Source organism: Actinopolymorpha pittospori (genome assembly GCF_014873875.1).
Lineage (GTDB): Bacteria > Actinomycetota > Actinomycetes > Propionibacteriales > Actinopolymorphaceae > Actinopolymorpha > Actinopolymorpha pittospori.
Genome location: NZ_JADBEM010000001.1, coordinates 7,929,698 through 7,951,419 on the forward strand (window position 1 = coordinate 7,929,698; position 21,722 = coordinate 7,951,419).

Sequence of the window (21,722 nt, forward strand, 5' to 3'; positions counted from 1 at the left end):
AAAAGTCGCCCCGCCGATGAGCTTGTGATCAAGTCCTGCTAGGGCCTGTTTTCCAAGCCAGCAGAGCCTTCCCCGGGTCGTTGCTCCACCGTCGGGTGCCTCGGGCTAGCGCCGGGAGGCGCTGCTCTCGGCGAGGTCGAGGCTCTCCTCGATGACGGTGGTCATGATTCTGGTGAGGCGCTCCGGCCCGAGCCGTGGTGCCCGGCGGGCCATGCCCGCGACGATCTCGGCCTCCCGGCCGGCGTCCCGGCCGGCGTGACCGCCGACAGGCTTCAACTGCTGGACACGCTCGGTGAGGCCGGCCCGGTACTCGAGCAGGGCGGCGAGTACGGCGTCGATCTCGTCGATCGCCGCCCGGCAGCCGCTGACTGTCGCGGGATGGGGACGCGCGATCAGGCTGGCGATCGACGTGTGCACGGCGGCTGAGGCCTCAGGCACCAGGTGCTCCTCTCCCCGGATGGCCGGACGCGCGAGGTGGCCCGGTCCGCCTGCCACGCTAGGCACACGGCTGACGGGCGTACAACATTTCGAGATCGTCGTCTCGTCAGCTGGACCGGTCGGTGTCCATCCGGGCGCGTTCGAGCGCGTGGGTGAGGTCGTCGGGATAGCGCGAGGTGAACGAGACCCACTCCCCCGTGTCCGGATGCGCGAATCCCAGCCGGGCCGCGTGCAACCACTGGCGAGTGAGCTCGAGCCGGTTGGCGAGAACCGGGTCGGCGCCGTAGGTCAGGTCACCCACGCACGGGTGCTTGATCGCGCTCATGTGCACCCGGATCTGGTGGGTACGGCCGGTCTCCAGCCGGACCTCGAGCAACGACGCGTGCCGCAGGGCCTCCAGCGTCTCGTAATGCGTCACCGACGGCTTGCCGTGGGCGACGACGGCCCACTTGTAGTCGTGGGTGGGATGCCGGTCGATCGGTGCGTCCACGGTGCCGCGGCTCGGGTCGGGGTGCCCCTGGACGAGCGCGTGGTAGATCTTGTCGACCTCGCGCTCCTTGAAGGCGCGCTTGAGCGCGGAGTAGGCGCGTTCGGATTTCGCCACGACCATCAGACCGCTGGTCCCGACGTCGAGCCGGTGGACCACGCCCTGACGTTCGGCGGCACCCGAGGTCGAGACCCGGAAGCCGGCGGCGGCGAGGTGTCCGATGACGGTCGGCCCGCGCCAGCCGGGACTCGGGTGCGCGGCCACTCCGACCGGCTTGTCGACGACCACGATGTCGGGGTCGTCGTGGACGATCCGCATGCCCTCCACGCGTACGGGAGCGATCGGCTCCTGCGGCCGGGGCAGCTCGACCTCGAGCCAGGAGCCGGCGCTCACGCGCTCGGACTTCATCGCCGACGAGCCGTCGAGGAGGACCTGGCCCTGCTCGACGAGTTCGGCTGCCTTCGTCCGGGAAAGTCCGAAGAGTCGGGCCAACGCCGCGTCGAGGCGTTCGCCCTCGAGGCCGTCGGGGACGGGAAGGCTTCGCCGGTCTCCCGCTCCGGTGGCGGGCGCCGCGCTCACTCCGACGTCCCGACTGACCGACCGTCGGTGGACTCCGGTGCGCCCCGGGTGACCTCGCGGGCGCTGCCGTCGTGGTCGTCCTGGGACGTCGACGTCTCCTTCGGCGTGCGCGAGGAACCCTCGATCGTGCCGTCCCAACGCCGACCGCGCAGCGCCATCAGGATGATCAGGGCCGCCGCCGCGCAGACCGACATGTCGGCGACGTTGAAGACCGGCCAGTTCGGCAGCTCCAGGAAGTCGACCACGTGCCCGCGCAGGAATCCCGGCTCGCGGAAGATCCGGTCGGAGAGGTTGCCCATCGCGCCGCCCAGCAGCAGGCCGAGCGCGATCGCCCAGGGGGTACTGCGCAGCTTCCGCGAAAGCCTCAGGACGACGATCACGAGACCGAGCGCGACGATCGACAGGCCGAGGGTGTAGCCCTCGGCGAGACTGAACGCCGCACCTGAGTTGCGGATCAGCCGGAGGGTCAGCAGGCCGCCGGCGAGGGGGACGGGATCGCGATCGGACAGGTACGCCATCGCCGCGATCTTGGTCGTGACATCGATCGCGAGGACGACGATCGCCACCGCCGCGAAGAGTCCGAGCTGGCGGCGTCGACGGCTGTCGTCGGCTTCGGTGGCGTCGTTCAGCGACGCTCTTCCTTCTGTTTGCATGACACGCACAGTGTCGCACGTGGGAATGCCAGTAACCGAGCCTTGCCGATGGGGTTCGCGCAGCCTTCGCACACGCCGTAGGTCCCGTTGCGGATTCTGGCCACCGCCCGCTCGGTCTGTTCGAGCATCTCCCGGGTGTTGTTGGCGAGTGACATCTCGTGCTCACGCTCGAAGGTCTTCGAGCCGGCATCGGCCTGGTCGTCCCCCGCTCCGTCGCCGCTGTCGCGGAGCAGGTCGGCCAGCTCGTCGGTGGCCGAATGGAGCTCGGCCTTCAACCGGGACACGTCGTCCGCGAGCTCGTGGTAGACCTCCGCGAGCTCCTCCGGCGTCCACGGCTCCTCCTCCGGGCGGACGACCAGCAGCCGAGCACTCTCCGCCAGGTCCGTGGCCGCGTTCGGCCGCTCCTCCGCCTGGGTCGGCGTCGCCTGTCCGGTCGATTCGGCACCGGCGGCCTGTTCGGCCGCGGTCTGCCTGCTCGACGCCCGCTTGGTCGTCGCCCGCTTCGTCGGTGCCTGCCTGCCCGACGTCCCCTCCGCCGTCGACCGCCTGGTCGACGTCCGCTTCCTGGCCGGCTGCGTCTTCTCCACCCCATCTCTCTTCACCGAAGAGTCCCCCTTCACCTGGCCGCCCCTGTCGGGCGAGCCCTTCTGCTCCTGAGCGCGCCCCCGCGTACCCGGCGAGGCGTCACTCGTCTTCGCGCCCGCGGCCTTCACGGAGGCACGCTTCCTGGCCGGCGCCGTCTTCCGGGTCGCGGTGGACTTCCTGGTCGTGGCGCGCCGCTCACTCGTCACGGACGTCCGATCCGCTCCGTCTGTCTGTTCCGCCACCCTCGCCTCCGGCTCGGCTCAGCCCCACTGTCGCGCGCGGTCCCGGGCTGTCCTGTCTGTCCTGTCTGACGTGTCTGACGTGTCTGACGTGTCCTGTCGCGGTCCGACTCCACCCGCCGAGCGGGGAAGCGGCTCGTCCTGGTCGGCGAGCAGGCACGCGAGCCGCTCGTCGACGTCGGGTGCGTCGATGTCGAACACCTTGTCCCGGCTGTGCGCGCCGGTGACCAGGGACACATCCGCGCCCGATACGCCGAACGCCGTGGCGAGGGCACTCACCACGGCGGCGGTAGCCCGGCCGTCCACCGGCGGGGCGCCGACCGCGACGACCAGCGCGACGCCGTTCCGGCCTTCGTACCGACCGCCCACGCGGGGCCGCCGGGCGCCTGGCTTGACCCGCACCGCGATCCGCCTACCCGTCCGCACCATGCCAGTGTGCACACCACTGCAACCCCCCTGTCGCAGGCCCGACCACGCGGCCGGAACGAACCTCGCGGATGCCTCGGATCGCCCCGTGGGCCTCCCGTCCCGGTCTCCACGGGTTACCGCCCACTCACCGTCGGCTCACCTGGCGGCACCGCCGTCACGTGGTCGCACCGGCGACGAACCGGCATGTAGACAGTCCCGAGGGTCGTCGGGCAGTACGCCTAGGATGACGCCGCGAGATGGACCCATCACGACGTCCGGAGCGACCGGTGACAACCAACGACGACCGCGCATACCGTCTGGTCGACAGCAACGTCGACCTTCCCTCGCTGGACCACGAGATCCTCGCGTGGTGGCACGAGCGCGACATTTTTGCCAGGACCCTCGAGGCCACCGCCGGCGCCGCTCCATGGACGTTCTACGAGGGGCCGCCGACGGCCAACGGGCGCCCGGGTGCCCACCACGTCGAGGCACGGGTGTTCAAGGACGTCTTCCCTCGCTTCCAGACCATGCGTGGACACCACGTGGTCCGCAAGGCCGGCTGGGACTGCCACGGCCTGGCCGTCGAGGTCGCGGTGGAGCGTGAGCTCGGCATCTCCGGCAAGCGGCAGATCGAGGAGTACGGCGTCGCCAACTTCAACGCGGCCTGCCGCGCCTCGGTCGAGCGGCACGTCGACGCGTTCACCGAGCTCACCGAGCGGATGGGCTACTGGGTCGACATGTCCAAGGCCTACCGCACGATGGACCCGGCCTACATCGAGAGCGTGTGGTGGTCCCTGCAGCGGGTCTTCGACCACGGCCTGCTGGTTCGCGACTATCGCATCAGCCCCTACTGCCCGCGGTGCGGCACCGGCCTGTCCGACCACGAGCTCGGCCAGCCCGACGTCTACCAGACCGTCTCCGACCCGTCGGTCTTCGTGCGCTTCCCGCTGACCTCCGGACCGCTCGTCGCCGACGGCTCCCGCGCGGCGTTGCTCGTGTGGACCACCACGCCGTGGACGCTCGTCTCCAACACCGCGGTCGCCGTCCATCCCGACGTCGAGTACGTCGCGGCCACCGACGGCGACGGCGACGAGACCCTGGTCGTCGCCGCCGACCTGCTCGGCGTCCTCGGCGAGGGTTGGCGGGTCACCGCATCGATGCGGGGCGCGGAGATGGAGCGGTGGACCTACACCCGCCCGTTCGATCTCATCGACCCACCGACCGACGCCGACGGCGCGAGCACGCCCGCGTGGTACGTCGTGGTCGACGACTACGTCTCGACCGAGGACGGCACCGGCCTCGTGCACCAGGCTCCCGCCTTCGGCGCCGACGACTACCGGGTGGGGCAGAGCTACGGCCTGGCGGTGCTGAACCCCGTTCGACGCGACGGCACCTTCGAACCCTCGGTGCCTCTGGTCGGCGGACTGTTCTTCAAGGAGGCCGACCCACAGCTGGTCGCCGACCTGGACGCCCGTGGACTCCTCTTCCGCGGCGAGGCCTACGAGCACAGCTACCCGCACTGCTGGCGCTGCGGCACCCCGCTGCTCTACTACGCCCTGCCGTCGTGGTTCATCCGGACGACCGCGATCAAGGACCAACTGCTCGCCGAGAACGCCCGCACCCAGTGGTATCCCCCGACCATCAAGGACGGGCGGTACGGCGAGTGGCTGCGCAACAACGTCGACTGGTCGTTGTCCCGGGACCGCTACTGGGGCACACCCCTACCGATCTGGGAGTGCCCGGACGGCCACTTCACCTGCGTCGGATCCCTCGCCGAGCTCGGCCGGCTCGCGGGCTCCGACCTGAGCGCGCTCGACCCGCACCGCCCCTACGTCGACGACGTCACCTTCGCCTGCCCGCAGCCGGCGTCCACCGGAAGCGCGGTGGCCGGTGACCGCGCTGCCTGCGGCCAGACCGCACGGCGGGTCCCGCAGGTGATCGACGCGTGGTACGACTCCGGTGCGATGCCGTTCGCGCAGTGGGGCTACCCGCACGTTCCCGGGTCGAAGGAACTCCTGGACGCCGCCTATCCGGCGCAGTTCATCTGCGAGGCGATCGACCAGACCCGCGGCTGGTTCTACTCGCTGATGGCCGTCGGCACGCTGACCTTCGACCGCTCGTCGTATGAGAACGTCGTCTGCCTCGGCCTCATCCTCGCCGAGGACGGCCGCAAGATGAGCAAGCATCTCGGCAACATCCTCGAGCCCATCCCGCTGTTGGACCGGCACGGCGCGGACGCGGTGCGGTGGTTCATGGCCTGCGCGGGTTCGCCCTGGTCGGCGCGGCGGGTCGGTGACGCGACGTTGCAGGAGATCGTTCGCAAGGTCATCCTCACGTACTGGAACACCGTCGCGTTCCACACGTTGTACGCCCGGCTCGCCGGCTGGACCCCCGACTCGCGGCAGGTCGCGGAGCCCAGCGCTCTCGACCGGTGGCTGCGTTCGGAGACCCATCGCCTCCTCGTCGACGTCGAGGAGGCCTATGAGAGCTACGACACCCAACGCCTCGGCCAGGTGCTGTCGCAGTTCATCGACGACCTGTCCAACTGGTACGTCCGCCGGTCGCGGCGCCGGTTCTGGGCGGGTGACACCGCCGCCTTCGCGACGCTGCACGAGACGCTGCGGATCCTCACCGGTGTGCTCGCACCGCTCACGCCGTTCGTCACCGAACGCGTCTGGCAGCACGTCGTGCGCCCGGTGACCCCCGACGCACCCGAGTCGGTGCATCTCGCGCCCTGGCCGAAGGCGGACCGTTCCGCCCTCGACCCCGACCTGGCCACACAGGTCACGCTCGCTCGCCGGGTCGTCGAGTTGGGGCGTGCCGCCCGAGCCGAGGCGAAGGTTCGCACCCGCCAGCCGCTCGGTCGGGCACTGGTCGGCGCCGGCGGCTGGGGCGAGCTGCCGGAGGAGCTGCGCCGCGAGGTCGCCGAGGAACTGAACGTCCTCGAGGTCCGCGGGCTCGCGGAGGCTGGCGACGACCTCGTCGACTACGCCGTCAAGCCCAACTTCCGGGCCCTCGGCAAGCGGTTCGGCAAGGACACCCCCCGGATCGCGGCCGCCGTCTCCGCGATCGACCCGGCCGCCCTCGTCGCCGCCCTCCGTGAGTCCGGCGAGTCCAGCGTCGACATCGACGGTGCCGTCGTGACGCTCCGATCGGAGGAGCTGGTGGTGTCGGAGCGACCTCGTGAGGGCTGGGCCGTCGCCAACGCCCAGGGCGAGACCGTCGCGCTCGACCTCACCATCACCGACAACCTGCGTCGCGCGGGCCTCGCCCGCGAGGTGGTGCGGCTCGTGCAGGACGCCCGCAAGAACGCCGGGCTCGAGGTGAGCGACCGGATCACCCTGTGGTGGTCCGCCGACGACCCGGACACCACGGCCGCCCTCCGCGAACACGGGAGCTTCGTCGCCGACGAAACGCTGGCGACCCAGATCAGCGAGGGAAAGCCGACATCGACCGGGAGCGAGCCGCATGAGGTCACGGCGGCCGAGTTGGCACTCCGGTTCTGGATCCTGGCCGGCTGACCCAGCCCACTGACCAGAGCCCTGGCCACTCCCGGCCGGGGCTCACCAGGTCACCACCCGCAGTCAGCCGGTCCACTGAACCCGTCTCGAACAGAATCCACCTGGCCGAACACCGTCGGCGGGGCTGGCACGCCCCTCACCCCCTCCGAACACACGAGTGCCCCGGGCCGCTGGAATGCGGCTCGGGGCACTCGATGTGCTTGCGGTGGTTACAGCGAGGACTCGTCGTCGTCGTCGAGCAGAGCGTTCAGGCGCGGCGTGCCGGCACCGGAACTCATCCGCTCGCCACCACGCTCGATCCGCTCACCCCCGCCACCCGCGGCGAGCGCGGCCGGCTTGTGGGAGTTGATCGGGCGTGGGCCGCTCGTGGGCTCGGAGGACATGCCGTTGTCCATGCCGCCCTGGCCGTTCAGAACACGCAGCTGACCCTCGAAGTAGGCCTTCAGGCGGCTGCGGTACTGGCGCTCGTAGGTGCGGAGCTCGTCGACCTCACGCTGCAGCCGCGACTTCTCCTTCTCGAGCTGTCCAAACAGCTGGTTGCGCTTCTCGGCCGTGTCGCGGTCGAGCTGCTCGGCCTTGGCACGCGCCTCGGACTCGAGCCGGCTCGCAAGGCCACGCGCTTCGTTCTCGAGCCGCTCGGCTCGGGCACGGGCGTCGCCCAGGATGCGGTTGGCCTGCTCCTTGCTCTCGGCAACGAGCTGGTCGGCGTTCTGGGTCGCGATCTCCAGCAACCGCGCCGCGGCGCTGGAGGCTTCCGCGACGCTCGACGGGCCGGGTGGAGGCGCCTGCCGGATGGGGGCCGGCACGGGCTCGTGCTGCTCGACGACGGGCTGCTTGGCGTATCCCCCGCCGTCACCACGCTGCGCGGCCGCCAGCTTCTGCCGAAGGTCCTCGTTCTCGTGGTTGAGGCGCTCAAGTTCGGATTCGACTTCGTCGAGGAACTGGTCCACCTCGCCCATGTCGTAACCCTCCCGCAAACGGACGGGCGTGAAGCGCTTGTTGCGCACGTCCTCGGGTGTCAACGGCATGACCTCACCTCAGGCTCGCAGGGGCTCGACAACGGATATCGGAGCAACCGTACCCGGTTTGGGTGGCAAAGGCCGACCCGGCTCCGAAAACTAGGTCTTTGGACCTATCCAAACAGGGTCAGCACAAGTGCCTGGAGCACGTAGATGATGACGATCAGCAACAGGAAGGACAGGTCGAGGGCGAAACCGCCCAATCGCAACGGTGGGATGACCTTGCGCAGCGCCTTCAGCGGCGGATCCGTGACGGTGTAGACGCCCTCGAGAGCGACCAGAAGGATCCCGCGAGGCTCCCAGGAACGCGCGAAGAACTGCACCCAATCCACGACCAACCGGACAAACAACAGGACCAGGAAGATCCACAGCAGCACGTAGAGTAGCTGGCCAATGATCTGCACACGCACTCCTTGGGATGGCCTTTACCTCGAGACTCTGAGCCTATCCCCCGCGTAACCAGGTAAGGCCGAGTGCGGCCAGCCTCCCAGCGAAAAGGGCACAGGAAACCGCGTTGACGACCTGAGGCGCGTCACCGGCGATGTGGGAACCGGCCACAGCAGGCCGTCTCCGCAAGCAGTCAGCTCTGGTTGAAGAAGCCGGCTTCGGCCATGCGTTCCTTGTCCTCGGCCCGAACGACGACGTTGGCGGGCGAGAGAAGGAACACCTTGGCGGTGACGCGCTCGATGCTCCCCCGCAGCCCGAAGATCAGCCCGGCGGCGAAGTCGACCAGCCGCTTGGCGTCGGAGTCGTCCATGCCGGTGAGGTTCATGATGACCGGCGTGCCGTCGCGGAAGTGTTCGCCGATGAGCCGTGCGTCGTTGTAGGTACGCGGATGCAGCGTCGTGATGCGGGACATCTCCGAGACCTCCGGCGCCACCTGGACCCGACGCCGGTCAGGGAACGCCGCGACGTTGGCGGCGCGCTCCTCCTGCGCGGGCTGCTGTTGCTGCGGGGCGGGCCGGGTGGTGGGGTAGCCGTCCTCAGCCTCGAAGTCGCCCTCGTAGGCACCGTCGTACTCGTCGTCGTAGCGGCCCTGGTCTTCTACGAGACCGAGGTACACCGCGACTTTGCGCATAGCGCCGGCCATGTGACCTCTCGCCTTCCGCTGTCAGCTGCGACGGGCCGAGCCATTTGAGTTTCCCCGTCCGGCGCCGACGCTACCGGTTGCTGGGGCGCTCACCTAGTAAGCGACGCCCAACCCGTACGTGTGTCGCGCCGTGTTCGACCGCTGCCTCCAGGTCTCCGCTCATCCCCGCAGAGATCCACGTCGCTTCGGCGTGTCGGGCTCGGACCGCGGCGGCGACCTCCGCCAGCCGGGCGAACGCGGGTCCGGGCGGAACACCGAGCGGTGCCACGGCCATCACTCCGGCGAGTTCGAGCCCGGGTGTCACGCTCACGACGTCAGCCATCTCGACCGCTTCCGCCGGCCCGACACCGCCGCGGCCGGTCTCGCCCGCGAGGTCGACCTGGACCAGGCAGCGCACCGACCGCTCGAGGTCGGTCGCGGCGCGCCCCAGGGCGGTGACCAGACGAAGCCGGTCGACGGAGTGGATCACCGAGGCGTACCGCACCACGGCACGCGCCTTGTTGACCTGGAGTTGCCCGACGAAGTGCCAGGTGAGGTCGAGGTCGGCGCACGCCGCCGCCTTCGCCTCGGCCTCCTGGTGGCGGTTCTCGCCGATGTCCCGCACACCGAGCCCGGCGAGAAGCCGTACGTCGGAGGCAGGGAACGTCTTGGTGACCCCGACGAGGGAGACCTCGCCGGGATCGCGGCCTACCCGTTCACAGGCCCGCTGGATCCGGTCCCGCACGACGGTGAGGTTCGCCGCCAGTTGGGAGCGCCGATGTTCGGCGCTCCCGGCGTCGGGCTCCGACGGCCGCGAGGCGTCGGAGTACACGTCAGGGCAGGGCATCCCTTACTTGAGGAAGTCGGGGATGTCGAGGTCGTCGCCCTCGTCGGAGGGGCGCCGCGCCGGCCGCGGGGTCACGGTCGGGAACTGGTAGGAGCCCGAGCCGTTGGAGTCGGAACGCTGCGTCCGCTCACCCGGCCTGCTGTCACCCGGTCGCCCCGCGGAGTTGCCGAGCAGCCGCTGACGTAGCTCCTGGGTCTGCGCCGCGAGGTCGGACTGCCCGGAGGACGGCCGGCTGGCCGGGGTGCTGGGCGAGGAGGCCGACGCGGCCGGGTGGTTTCCGTTGGAGACCGGCTCGCGGGTCGGCTGGGCCTCGGGCTGCGAGTGTGTCGGCGCGGTCCGCGACGCCTCCGAGACGGGCTGGGGCGTGGGCTGTGCCGGCGGGGGGACCGGCTGCGGGCGGCTCAGCTCGCCCGGTCGACGCCCCGGGGGCGTCACCGGCACACCCGGGGAGCTCGGGCTGCTCGCGGGCGCCTGCCCACCGGCGCTGGTCGCCTCGGCCTGCCGGCGCCGCGGCATCCCGCCGTCGAAGCCGGCCGCGATGACCGTGACGCGCACCTCGTCTCCGAGGCCGTCGTCGATCACCGCGCCGAAGATGATGTTGGAGTCGGCGTGTGCGGCTCCGGAGACGAGCTGGGCCGCCTCGTTGATCTCGAACAGGCCCAGGTCGGATCCGCCGGCGATGGACAGGAGTACGCCGTGGGCACCGTCGATGGAGGCCTCGAGCAGCGGGCTCGAGATCGCCATCTCCGCCGCGGCCACGGAGCGGTTCTCCCCGCGGGCCGAGCCGATGCCCATCAGGGCCGAGCCGGCGTTGGACATCACGCTCTTGACGTCGGCGAAGTCGAGGTTGATCAGCCCCGGGGTGGTGATGAGATCGGTGATGCCGGACACACCTTGGAGAAGCACCTGGTCGGCCTGCTTGAACGCGTCGAGCACGCTGACCTGACGGTCGCTGATCGACAGCAGCCGATCGTTGGGGATGACGATGAGGGTGTCGACCTCGTCGCGGAGGGCGTTGATGCCCTCCTCGGCCTGGCCGGCGCGCTTCCTGCCCTCGAACGCGAAGGGCCGCGTCACCACGCCGATCGTGAGGGCACCGAGGGAGCGCGCGATGCGCGCGACGACGGGCGCGCCACCGGTGCCGGTGCCGCCACCCTCGCCGGCGGTCACGAACACCATGTCAGCGCCCTTGAGCACCTCCTCGATGTCCTCCGAGTGGTCCTCGGCCGCCTTGTTGCCGACATCGGGGTTGGCGCCCGCGCCAAGCCCCCGGGTGAGTTCCCGGCCGATGTCGAGCTTCACGTCGGCGTCGCTCATGAGGAGCGCCTGCGCGTCGGTGTTGATCGCGATGAACTCGACGCCCTTGAGGCCGACCTCGATCATCCGATTGACCGCGTTGACACCTCCGCCGCCGATTCCGACGACCTTGATGACCGCGAGGTAGTTCTGCGGTGCCGCCACGACGCTCGCCTCTCGGTAGACATTTCTCTCGACCATGGAAGGCGACGAACTTAACCCTCATCCTCAAGTAAAGGGTTATAGTTATGTCAACCTCGGCCTGAGATGCAAGGTACGGAAGGCGCCGCGGGTGATTCAACGCAACACGCCGGAGCCGCGGCGTTCCTTGGTTCGCGTCCTCACGCCCGGGTCGTCGGGAAGGTCGGAACGCTCACGTCGTAGACCCTCGCCTTCCGCGGCAGCAGCGCGTCGAGAACACGCGCCTTGGCCTTCGACTCCTCCGCACTCCCCCAGAACACCGTCACGCCGTCGGCCAGCCGCAGGCTGATGGAGTCCGGCGTCGCCACCTGCACCGTTCGGAGCCGGGCGACGAGCTTCTTCGGCAGCGCGGCCGACACCGTCGCACCGGAGACGCGGAGTTCCTCCGCCCGGGCCGGGCTCGTCGGCGTCGCCGGCAACTGGACCACCGGTAGCGCGCGCCCCGCACTGGCAAGAGTGCGGAACGCGACACCTTCGGCGTCGAGCAGCCGGTACGTCGCGCCGTCGCGCCACACCGCGACACCCTTGCGTTCGGTGACCGTGACCCGCACCTCGTGCGGCCAGGACCGGGTCACGGTGGCGTCCTTCACCGGCGGAAGCTGGGCGACGATCCGGGTCCGCACGGCGTCGAGGTCGAGGCGCGCGAGCGGGCGACGAAGGGGGACCTCCGCGGCTGCCCGCACCTGCGCGACGGTCAGGCCCGAGGCCGTCGTCACGCCCTGGACCGCCACCGTCCGGGTGTCGAGCAGGCTGGAGAACCCCACGACCCACACACCGACACCGACCAGCACGACGAGTCCGGCGAGCACCAACAGCGGACGCATCCGGAGCAGTCGACCCGACCGCCGCCGGCGCTCGAACCTACGCGCCGAGGACGGTGAGACCCCCGTGGTCATCCGACCGCACCCGACTCGCTCTCCGACTCGAGCTGGTCACCGATCAACTCCAGCACCTCCGGACCGACCAGGGCCACGTCAGGCGCGCCGAGGGTGAGCACCAGGTCGCCAGGGCGAACGCGTTCGGCCACCCGGACCGGAGCCGCCGACCAGGAACGCTCGTAGACGATGCGTTCGGGTGGCAGCGGGATGTGCGGGATGATCAACGCGCCGGTGACGCCCGGGATGGGGTCGTCGCCGGTGGGATCCATCAGGATCACCTCGTCGGCCAGGCCGAGGGCCTCACCGAGCTCACGGAAGAAGAACTGCGTCCGGGTGTGACGCAGCGGCCGGAAGCACACGATGACCCGACCGTCTCCCACCGCCCCGCGGGCGGCTCGGAGGTTGACCAGCATCTCGGTCGGGTGGTGGCCGTAGTCGTCGTAGACGCGTACGCCGCCCGCCGCGCCCTTGTACTCGAACCTGCGCCGGGTACCGGTGTAGCTCGAAAGACCCTCGCGCAGCTCGCTGGAGGGGAACCCGAGCGCGAGTCCGGCGGCGTAGGCGGCCGCGGCGTTCCACGTGTGGTGTCGTCCGGCCACGTGCACGTCGATGCGGCCCTGCCGGCGACCGTGCACCACGACCTCGAAGCTCGAGCTGAGCGGCTGCACCGAAACGGCGTCGATGCGTACGTCGGCGTCCTCCGCCTCGCCGTAGGTGTGCACGTCGACACCGCGGGCGCGGGAGTCGGCGGCGAGCCGGCGGGCACCGGGATCGTCGATGCACGCGACCAGGCAGCCGCCCGGGACGATCCGGTCCACGAAGGCGTCGAAGGCCTGGTGGTAGTCGGCGGGCGAGTCGTACATGTCGAGGTGGTCGGGGTCGACGTTGGTGACGACCGCCACCTCCGGCGAGTACTGCAGGAACGCCCGGTCGGACTCGTCGGCCTCGACCACGAAGATGCTGCCGGTGCCGTCGTGGGCGTTCGTACCGGTGTCGTTGAAGTTGCCGCCGATCGCGAACGACGGGTCGGCGCCGCAGTGCTGGAGCGCCACGGCGAGCATCGAGGACGTGGTCGTCTTGCCGTGCGCGCCGGAGACCGCGGCCACCCGGCGGCCGTCCATGATCGAGGACAGCGCGGCCGCGCGGGAGTAGAGCAGCAACCCGCGCTGGCGGGCCTCGACCACCTCGGGGTTGGTCTCCTTGATCGCGGTCGACACGACCACCGTGTCCGCGCCGTTGACCTGCGCGGGGTCGTGCCCGACGTAGCAGGTGGCGCCGAGTGCGCGGAGCGCGGTGATGGTGCGGGAGTCCTTGGCGTCACTGCCACTCACGGTGATCCCGCGGGCGACCATGATCCGGGCGATGCCGGACAGGCCCGCGCCGCCGATACCGACGAAGTGGACATGGCCGAGCTTCTCCGCGGGGATCAGCTCCGACGGGGGAGGAACGATCATCGGGCACCCTTTCCGGCGTTCCCTCGAGTGCTGGTGGCGACCGAACGGACCAGCTCGGCGAGCCGGTCGTCGGCATCCGCGGGCATCAGATCGGAAGCGACCTTGGCCATCGTGGCGAGCCGGTCAGCATCCGTGACCAGCCCGACGACGTGCTCGCGCACCCACTCGGGAGTGAGTGCCGCGTCGTCGACGAGGAGCCCGCCTCCGGCGTCGACCACGGGTTGCGCGTTGAAGCGCTGCTCGCCGTTTCCGACCGGGTAGGGCACGAAGACGGCCGGCAGCCCGACCGCCGCGAGCTCGGTCACCGTGTTGGCGCCGGCCCGGACGATCGCGAGGTCGGCGGCAGCATAGGCCAGGTCCATTCGATCGATGTAGGGGACCGCGACGTAGGGCGGCGCGCCCTCCGGTCGCTCGGGTTCGACGACGTTGCGGGGACCGGTGGCGTGAAGCACCTGGACTCCGGCCTGCGCGAGGGCCGCCGCGGCGGCGGAGACCGCCTGGTTGAGGCGCAGGGCGCCCTGAGAGCCCCCGGTCACGAGGAGACACGGACGCTCGGGATCGAGCCCGAAGGCCGCCCGAGCCTCCTGGCGTCGGGCGAGCCGGTCCAGTGTCGCGATCTCCCGACGGATCGGCAGCCCGACGAAGTTGGCGTGGCGCAGCGGAGTCGCGGGGAAGCTCACCGCCACCTCGGAGGTGACGAACCTGGCCGCGAACCGGTTGGCGATGCCGGGCCGGGCGTTCTGCTCGTGCACGACCACGGGAACCTTCAGCCGGCGCGCCGCGAGGTAGGCGGGCATGGCGACGTAACCGCCGAGCCCCACCACCACGTCCGCGTTCACCCGCTGGATGACGGTCGCGGCGGCGCGCACCGCGCCCGCGAGCCGACCAGGCACGGTGAGGAGGCGGGGGGTGAGGTCGCGGGGCAGTGGCACCCGCGGAATCAGCGCCAGCTCGTAACCCGCGGCCGGGACCAACCTCGACTCCAGGCCCTCCTCGGTGCCGAGGAAGGTCAGGCCGACCTCCGGGTCGGCCCTACGTAGCGCGGCGGCGAGGGCGAGAGCCGGACTGACATGGCCGGCACTGCCCCCGCCGGCGAGAACGACGTGCACTAGCTCACCCTTCTTTGCTGCGACCCTTGGTGCTCCTGGCCCTGGCGGCCGCCCTGGACGCGGCCCGCTCGGCGAGCGCGGCACGGGCCCCTGGCTCGTTCCGCGCGAACGAAACGAGCAGGCCGAGCGCGAACAGGGTCGGAAGCATGGCGGACCCACCGTATGACACGAGGGGCAGCGGGATACCGGTGATGGGCAGCAGACCCAGGACCGCGCCCATGTTGACCAGTGCCTGGGCGGTCAGCCAGCCGACGATTCCCGCGGTGGCCAATCGGGTGAAAGTGTCCCGCGTCCGCAGCGCCACCCGAATCCCGACGTAGGCGAGGGTGAGGAACAGGCCGAGCACGATCAACGTGCCGACCAGGCCGAGTTCCTCCCCGATCACGGCGTAGATGAAGTCGGTGTGGGCCTCCGGCAGCCAGCCCCATTTCTCCCTGCTGTTCCCGATCCCGACCCCCCACCAGCCGCCGGTACCGAGCCCGAACAGCGAGTGCGCCGCCTGCCAGCCGGTGTTCCGGTAGTCGGCGAACGGGTCAAGGAAGCTCGTGAGGCGGTTCATCCGGACCGAACTGGTCACGGCCAGGTAGGTGACGAGCAGGCCGACCCCCGCGACGAAGATCCCGAAGAAACGCAGTGGCATCCCGACCACGAAGAGCAACACCAGGACGAGGGAGAACAACACCAGCGAGGTGCCGAGGTCACGCTGGCCGAGCACCAGCGCGAGGACGAGCGCCGAGCCGGGCACGAACGGCACGACGAGGTGCTTCCACTGCTCGAGCAGTTTCTCCTTGCGGGCGAGCACGTCGGCGCCCCACAGGACCAGCGCCAGCTTCGCCGCCTCACTCGGCTGCAGCATGAACGGACCGCCGAAGGACAGCCAGTTGCGGTTGCCGCTGACCTCCACCCCGAGCGGTGTGAAGGTGAGTGCGAGCAGCACGAAGGCGACGATCATCATCGGGTACGTGCAGGCGCGGAGCAACCGAAGCGGCAGCCTGGTCGCGAGGAAGGCGAGCGGAACGCCGGCCGCGACCCACAACAACTGGCGCAGGGCCATCGTGTAGGAGTTGCCGTAGGTCTCCAGCGAGTCGTAGCTCGACGCCGAGAGCACCATGGCCACGCCGAGTGCCAGCAGCAGGCCGCTGACGCCGATGATCAGGTGGTACGACGTGAGCGGCCGGTCCAGCGATCTGCGTAGCTCGGCCAGCCAGCCGGACCTGTCGAGCCCACCTTCGCGGTCCTGTGCCCCCGGTGTGGCGGTGGTCACGAGACGTCCGTGGGTGTACGCAAGAGCGGGCCCTCCCGTCAGCCGCTGCGGGTCACCCCCTGGCAAGCCGTCGCGCCGCCGCGGCGAACGCGTCGCCACGAGCGCCGTAGCTCGCGAAGAGGTCGAAGGATGCGCAGCCGGGCGCGAGCAGCACGGTGTCGCCTGGCCTGGCCAGCTGACGCGCGTGCGCCACGACGCGATCCATCACCTCAGTCTCGCCGTCGGCGACCTCCATGACGGGGACCTCGGGCGCGTGTCGCGCGAGTGCGTCGGAGATCAGTTGGCGGTCGCGACCGAGCAGCACCACGCCCCGCAGTCGGTCCTTGACGGCGTGTACGAGATCGTCGAAGTCCTGGCCCTTGGCGAGCCCGCCGGCGATCCAGACGACGGGGTCGTAGGCCATGAGGGAGGCGAGGGCGGCGTGGGCGTTCGTCGCCTTGGAGTCGTCGACGTAGGTGGCGCCGTCGATCTCGGCCACCTGCTGGATCCGGTGCGGCTCCAGCGCGAAGCCCATCAGACCCGCGCGCACCGCGCCCGGGCGGACGCCGTGGGCACGGGCGAGAGCCGCCGCGGCGAGCGCGTTGGCCACGTTGTGCGGGGCCGACGACGGCAGGTCCGCGACAGTGCACAGCTCCGCGGCGGAGGTCTGGCGTTGCTCGACGAAGGCCCGGTCGGCGAGTACCCCGTCGACCACACCGAGCATGCCCACCGCGGGGATACCGGCGGTGAAGCCGACCGCCCGGCAGCCCTCGACGACGTCGGCCTCCCGCACGAGCTCCTCGGTGGCGGCGTCGGCGACGTTGTAGACGCAGGCGATCTCGCAACCCTCGTAGATCTTGCCCTTGTCGGCGGCGTACTCCGCGAGTGAGGCGTGCCAGTCCAGGTGGTCGGGGGCGACGTTGAGCACCGCCGCGGCGCGTGGCGACAGCCGCCTGGACCAGTGCAGCTGGAAGCTCGACAGCTCGACGGCCAGGACGTCGTAGGGATCCGGGTCGAGGACGGCATCGACGACCGGCTCACCGATGTTGCCCACCGCGGCGGCCCGCAGGCCGCCCGCCCGCAGGATCGAGGCGAGCATCCCCACGGTCGTGGTCTTGCCGTTGGTGCCGGTCAGGGCGAGCCAGGGAGCGGGACGCTCCGGGTCGCGCAGTCGCAGCGCCAGGTCGATCTCGCTGAAGATCGGGACGCCGGTCGCCGCGGCCTCCGCGAGGATCGGCGCGTCCGGCCGCCAGCCCGGCGAGGTCACCACGACGTCGACCGGGCGGGGTGTCGCGGCGCTCGCCCCGGGCCCGAGGCGGACGTCGGCGCCGAGCGTCTCGAGGATGGTCGCCTTCTCGCGTTCGGCGTCGCCGTCACGCTCGTCGACCACGGTGACCTGGGCGCCCACGCTGAGCAGGCCGGCCGCGGCGGAGTATCCGGAGACCCCGATCCCGGTGACGAGCGCGTCGAGGCTCGGCCAGGGCGAGTGCCGGTTCGCTGTTTCCAGCCAGTCGGGAGTGCTCATGTGCCCGCCACCCATTCGGCGTAGAAGATTCCGATCGCGCCCGCCACGCAGATGCCACAGATGATCCAGAACCGGATCACGATCGTGACCTCGTTCCACCCCTTGAGCTCGAAGTGGTGGTGGATCGGTGCCATCCGGAAGATCCGTCGGGGCGTGCCGGTGCGCCATCGGGTGAACTTGAAGAAGCCGGTCTGCAGCATCACCGAGGCCACCTCGATGAGGAACAGCCCGCCGATGGCGATGAGCAGGAGCTCGGTGCGGGTGACGATCGCGAAGGCGGCCACCCCGCCACCGAGGGCGAGGGCGCCCGTGTCACCCATGATGATCTTGGCTGGTGAGGCGTTCCACCACAGGAAGCCGAAACAGGCCGCGGTGACCGCGAACGCCACCACGGCGAGGTCGTACGGGTCGCGCACCTCGTAACACTTGGCCGTCGGCTGGTTGAAGCAGGCCTGGTTGAACTGCCAGACGCAGATCAGGGTGTAGGCCGCGAACACCATCACGGACGCACCGGTGGCGAGGCCGTCCAGCCCGTCGGTGAGGTTCACGCCGTTCGACGTCGCGGCGATGAGGAAGAGCACCCACACCACGAACGCGATCGAGCCGAGTTCGAGCCACTCGATCTTGATGTCGCGGATGAAGGAGATGAACGGCGAACCCGGCGTGACCCCTCGGTTGTCGGGGAACTGCAGGGCCAGGATGCCGAAGATCACCGCGACCGACGTCTGACCGGCGAGTTTGGTCTTGGCCCGCAGGCCGAGGCTGCGCTGCCGGGAGACCTTGAGGTAGTCGTCGAGGAACCCGACCAGGCCGAGGCCGACCATCAGCAGGAGTACCAGCGCCCCTGACGCCGACGGCAGCCGCCAGGTGAACAGGTGCGCGGCGACGTAGCCGAGGACTGCCGCCACGATGATCACGACGCCGCCCATGGTGGGCGTGCCCCGCTTCGTGTGGTGCGAGGTCGGACCGTCGTCGCGAATGATCTGGCCGTACCCCCGTGCGGCAAGAATCCGGATCGCCACCGGCGTACCGAGAAGTGCGATCAGCAGGGAGACCCCGCCCGCGAGGAGGATGGCCTTCACGCGCCGCCCTCCACCGTCCGGGCTTCCTGGCGCAGCGCGTCGCCGAGGTGGCGCAGCCCGGCGTCCCTCGACGACTTCACCAACACCACGTCACCGGCACGAAGCTCCCGCTCCAGGAGCGCGAGCGCATGATCGGCGTCCGGCACGAAGACCGACTCCTCTCCAGACAGTCCTTCGCTGCGGGCGCCACGCTCGATCGCGCGGGCACCCTCACCCACCACCAGCAGCCGGGACACGCCCTGCCGCACCGCAAGTCTGCCGATCCCCTCGTGCTCCTCCGCCGACGCCTCCCCCAACTCGAGCATCTCGCCGAGAACGGCCCAGGAACGCCGGCCACGAGCGAGCACCGGCAGGGTCTCGAGGGCGGCCCGCATCGAGTCGGGGTTGGCGTTGTAGGCGTCGTTGACGATCGTCACGCCGTCAGGACGCTCCGTGACCTCCATCCGCCACCGGGACAGCGCGACCGCGCTCGAGAGCCGGCCGGCCACCGTCGCGAGGTCCATGCCCACCGCGAGTCCGACGGCGGCCACCGACAGGGCGTTGGCCACGTGGTGGCGGCCGACGAGGCCGAGCGCGACCTCGGCCGTGCCGTCCGGGGTCACCAGCTCGAACGTCGCCCGACCGGCACCGTCGAGCCGCACCTTCTCGGCGCGTACGGTCGCCGCGGCGGACTCGCCCACGAGGACCGTCCGCGCGGTGGTGCGGGTCACCATCGCCGCGACCAGCGGGTCGTCGGCGTTCAGAACCGCGACGCCGTCGTCGAGCAGGGCCTCCACCAGCTCGCCCTTGGCCCGGGCCGTCACCTCCTTGCCGCCGAACCCGCCGAGGTGGGCGAGGCCGACGTTGAGGACGACGGAGATGTCCGGCCGAGCGATCTCGGTGAGGTAGCGGATGTGGCCCAGGCCCTTGGCGCCCATCTCCAGCACCAGGAAGCGGGTCTGTTCGTCGGCTCGCAGGGCCGTGAGCGGCATGCCGAGTTCGTCGTTCAGCGAGCCCTTCGGCGCCACGGTCTCCCCGGCGGCCGAGAGCACCTGTGCGAGCAGGTCCTTGGTCGTCGTCTTGCCCTGTGAGCCGGTGACGGCCACGACGGTGACATCGGTCAGCCGCTCGAGCACCGCGTGGGCCAGCCGGCCCAGGGCCACCACGGAGGCGTCCACCCGGCGTGCGCCGCCCTCGGCCGCGGGCGCCACGACGCACGGCAGGCCCGGCAACGGGCGGCTGGCGAGCACCGCGACCGCTCCCCTGCCCACGGCGTCCGCGGCGAAGTCGTGGCCGGCGCCGTCGGCGACGAACAGCCCGCCGGGCTCGGCCGCCCGCGAGTCGGCGACCACGGGCCTCGTGACCATCGCGTCTGCCGCCGCTTCGTACAGCTCACCGCCGACCGCTTCCGCGATCTGCGCGAGTGTCATCCCGATCAACAGTCGGCACCCTTCCGTTCGGCAGCCGCCATCGTGTCGGACATCTCCGCAAGCACCTCCTGCACGACGATCCGGTCGTCGAATGGGTGGACCACCCCGGCTATCTCCTGCCCCTGCTCGTGGCCTTTGCCCAGGACCAGCACCGTATCGCCGGGCCGGGCGGACCGGACGGCGTGCCGAATGGCCTCCCGCCGGTCACCGATCTCGGCGATCTCCCCGCGTTCCGCGGCGGGAACGGTGTGGGCGCCGGCGAGGGCGGCGGCCCGGATCGCGCCCGGATCCTCCGAGCGCGGGTTGTCGTCCGTGATCACCACGACGTCGGCGTGCCGGGCCGCGGCGGCACCCATCAGGGGGCGCTTGCCGGTGTCGCGCTGTCCGCCGCAGCCGATGACCGCGATCAGCCGGCCACGAGTCGCCGGCCGGGACGCGTCGAGCACTCCGGCGATGGCGTCGGGGGTGTGCGCGTAGTCGACGATCACCACGAAGTCCTGGCCGCCGGGCACGCGCTCCATCCGGCCCGGCAGGCTGGCGGAGGCGAAGGCGGGGAGGAACTCGTCGAGTGGGACACCGGCCGTGGCGAGGACAGCGGTGGCGAGCAGCGCGTTCGCGACGTTGAAGTCGCCGGGCAGGCCGACGGTGACTTCGGCGTCGACGCCGCCCGGTCCGAGTACCCGGAAGCGACTGCCACCCTCCGACGTCGGCTCGACTCCCACCGCCCGCCAGTCGGCCTGGGCGGCACCGGCGGCCGAGAACGTCGAGACCTCGATCGGAGCGTGCTCGGCGAGTCGCACGCCGTAGGGGTCGTCGAGGTTGACCACGCCGACGCGGGCGCGTTCCGGGGTGAAGAGCGAGGCCTTCGCGGCGAAGTACGACTCCAGGTCACCGTGGAGTTCGAGGTGGTCCTGGGTGAGGTTGGTGAAGCCGGCCACGTCGTAGCCGATCCCGTCCACCCGGCCGTAGGCGAGGGCATGGCTGGACACCTCCATCGACACCGCGTCGACGCCACGCTCGCGCATCACCGCGAGGAGCGCCTGCAGGTCGGGAGCCTCGGGCGTGGTGCGTACGCTCGCGAGCCGCTCGTCGCCGATGCGGGTGCCGACCGTCCCCAGCAGGCCCGTGTGCCGGCCGGCGTGGCGCAGCGCCGCGTCCAGGAGGTGTGCGGTGGTGGTCTTGCCGTTGGTCCCGGTGATCCCGAGCATCAGCAGGTCGCGGGCGGGATAGCCGTAGATCCACGCCGACAGCCCACCCAGTACGGCATGGGGGTCGGGTACCACCAGCGTCGGCAGGCCGGCCGCCTCGCAGGGCGCGCGACCGGCCGGGTCCGTCAGGGCCGCGACGGCGCCGGACCGGGCCGCGGTCTGGGCGTAGGCGGCGCCGTGGGAGGACCCACCTGGCCGGGCGACGTACAGGTCTCCCCGCACGACCGCCCGCGAGTCCTGACTGACACCCGTGACGGCGATGTCGGGCCGATCGACGGACGTCCCGACGGCGAGCAGCGACGCGACCTCGGACAGCGACCGGCGAAGGGGATGCGTCGGACGCGGGGTCGTCGAACCTGTGGCGGGGACGGCCACGACGTCTTCCTCCCTCTCCATCAGCTTTCGCGCGGTATCTGGCCTTCGGCGAACCTCGGCTACTGCCCGGATGACCGGGAGCGGCGTCCCCCTTGCA

At 70.8% G+C, this 21,722-nt stretch carries 19 protein-coding genes; 1 reads left to right on the forward strand and 18 read right to left on the reverse strand.

From position 1 onward, the window contains the following. Positions 1–105: 105 nt before the first annotated feature. The 5 genes from HEB94_RS36885 to HEB94_RS36905 all read right to left on the reverse strand — a co-directional run bounded on the left by HEB94_RS36885 (position 106) and on the right by HEB94_RS36905 (position 3,407). On the reverse strand, positions 106–438 hold the full coding sequence (locus HEB94_RS36885) for a chorismate mutase (protein WP_337918175.1): 333 nt from the start codon (positions 436–438) through the stop codon (positions 106–108). Positions 439–544: 106 nt separating this feature from the next. Next, positions 545–1,504 carry an RluA family pseudouridine synthase gene (locus HEB94_RS36890; RefSeq protein WP_192754129.1) on the reverse strand — a complete coding sequence of 320 codons (960 nt, stop codon included), beginning with the start codon at positions 1,502–1,504 and terminating at the stop codon, positions 545–547. Beyond that, on the reverse strand, positions 1,501–2,157 hold the full coding sequence (gene lspA / locus HEB94_RS36895; protein WP_192754130.1) for a signal peptidase II: 657 nt from the start codon (positions 2,155–2,157) through the stop codon (positions 1,501–1,503). Before lspA ends, HEB94_RS36890 begins: the two co-directional genes overlap by 4 nt. Continuing rightward, entirely contained in the window at positions 2,130–2,948 is an 819-nt protein-coding gene (locus HEB94_RS53875) for a TraR/DksA family transcriptional regulator (protein ID WP_337918176.1), read from the reverse strand. The genes lspA and HEB94_RS53875 overlap by 28 nt, the downstream gene beginning before the upstream one ends. A 54-nt stretch (positions 2,949–3,002) precedes the next feature. After that, the gene (locus HEB94_RS36905; protein ID WP_202896753.1) at positions 3,003–3,407 is read right to left on the reverse strand and encodes a DUF167 family protein; all 405 of its coding nucleotides are present in this window, start codon (positions 3,405–3,407) and stop codon (positions 3,003–3,005) included. 239 nt (positions 3,408–3,646) lie between these two features. On the opposite strand from HEB94_RS36905, the gene ileS reads away from it, so the two are divergent. After that, positions 3,647–6,910 (forward strand): isoleucine--tRNA ligase, encoded by a 3,264-nt coding sequence (gene ileS, locus HEB94_RS36910; RefSeq protein WP_192754133.1) that lies wholly within the window; start codon positions 3,647–3,649, stop codon positions 6,908–6,910. Positions 6,911–7,119: 209 nt separating this feature from the next. On the opposite strand, the gene HEB94_RS36915 is transcribed toward ileS, so the two are convergent. The 13 genes from HEB94_RS36915 to HEB94_RS36975 all read right to left on the reverse strand — a co-directional run bounded on the left by HEB94_RS36915 (position 7,120) and on the right by HEB94_RS36975 (position 21,625). After that, positions 7,120–7,938 (reverse strand): DivIVA domain-containing protein, encoded by an 819-nt coding sequence (locus HEB94_RS36915; RefSeq protein WP_192754134.1) that lies wholly within the window; start codon positions 7,936–7,938, stop codon positions 7,120–7,122. Between the two features lie 104 nt (positions 7,939–8,042). After that, complete coding sequence (locus HEB94_RS36920) at positions 8,043–8,333, reverse strand: YggT family protein (RefSeq protein WP_192754135.1); 291 nt, start codon at positions 8,331–8,333, stop codon at positions 8,043–8,045. A 176-nt stretch (positions 8,334–8,509) separates the two neighbouring features. Beyond that, on the reverse strand, positions 8,510–9,019 hold the full coding sequence (locus HEB94_RS36925) for a cell division protein SepF (RefSeq protein ID WP_192754136.1): 510 nt from the start codon (positions 9,017–9,019) through the stop codon (positions 8,510–8,512). A gap of 70 nt (positions 9,020–9,089) precedes the next feature. Continuing rightward, a complete protein-coding gene (locus HEB94_RS36930; RefSeq protein WP_192754137.1) occupies positions 9,090–9,845 on the reverse strand; it encodes a YggS family pyridoxal phosphate-dependent enzyme in 756 nt (251 codons plus the stop codon). Positions 9,846–9,848: 3 nt separating this feature from the next. Beyond that, complete coding sequence (ftsZ, locus tag HEB94_RS36935; RefSeq protein ID WP_192754138.1) at positions 9,849–11,306, reverse strand: cell division protein FtsZ; 1,458 nt, start codon at positions 11,304–11,306, stop codon at positions 9,849–9,851. 176 nt (positions 11,307–11,482) lie between these two features. After that, on the reverse strand, positions 11,483–12,238 hold the full coding sequence (locus HEB94_RS36940; RefSeq protein WP_192754139.1) for a cell division protein FtsQ/DivIB: 756 nt from the start codon (positions 12,236–12,238) through the stop codon (positions 11,483–11,485). Further along, a complete protein-coding gene (gene murC, locus HEB94_RS36945; protein ID WP_192754140.1) occupies positions 12,235–13,674 on the reverse strand; it encodes a UDP-N-acetylmuramate--L-alanine ligase in 1,440 nt (479 codons plus the stop codon). Before murC ends, HEB94_RS36940 begins: the two co-directional genes overlap by 4 nt. Beyond that, positions 13,671–14,783, reverse strand: coding sequence for an undecaprenyldiphospho-muramoylpentapeptide beta-N-acetylglucosaminyltransferase (gene murG, locus HEB94_RS36950; RefSeq protein WP_192754141.1), 1,113 nt, complete (start codon positions 14,781–14,783; stop codon positions 13,671–13,673). Before murG ends, murC begins: the two co-directional genes overlap by 4 nt. Positions 14,784–14,787: 4 nt before the next feature. Beyond that, positions 14,788–16,047, reverse strand: coding sequence for a putative lipid II flippase FtsW (gene ftsW, locus HEB94_RS36955; RefSeq protein ID WP_192754142.1), 1,260 nt, complete (start codon positions 16,045–16,047; stop codon positions 14,788–14,790). 52 nt (positions 16,048–16,099) lie between these two features. Further along, positions 16,100–17,551: a UDP-N-acetylmuramoyl-L-alanine--D-glutamate ligase gene (murD, locus tag HEB94_RS36960; RefSeq protein ID WP_238361732.1), complete on the reverse strand. Its 1,452-nt coding sequence runs from the start codon at positions 17,549–17,551 to the stop codon at positions 16,100–16,102. Beyond that, the gene (mraY, locus tag HEB94_RS36965; protein ID WP_192754144.1) at positions 17,548–18,633 is read right to left on the reverse strand and encodes a phospho-N-acetylmuramoyl-pentapeptide-transferase; all 1,086 of its coding nucleotides are present in this window, start codon (positions 18,631–18,633) and stop codon (positions 17,548–17,550) included. Before mraY ends, murD begins: the two co-directional genes overlap by 4 nt. Next, complete coding sequence (locus tag HEB94_RS36970; protein ID WP_202897661.1) at positions 18,630–20,042, reverse strand: UDP-N-acetylmuramoyl-tripeptide--D-alanyl-D-alanine ligase; 1,413 nt, start codon at positions 20,040–20,042, stop codon at positions 18,630–18,632. Before HEB94_RS36970 ends, mraY begins: the two co-directional genes overlap by 4 nt. Before the next feature lie 5 nt (positions 20,043–20,047). Next, positions 20,048–21,625 (reverse strand): UDP-N-acetylmuramoyl-L-alanyl-D-glutamate--2,6-diaminopimelate ligase, encoded by a 1,578-nt coding sequence (locus tag HEB94_RS36975; protein ID WP_475554659.1) that lies wholly within the window; start codon positions 21,623–21,625, stop codon positions 20,048–20,050. Positions 21,626–21,722 lie beyond the last annotated feature (97 nt).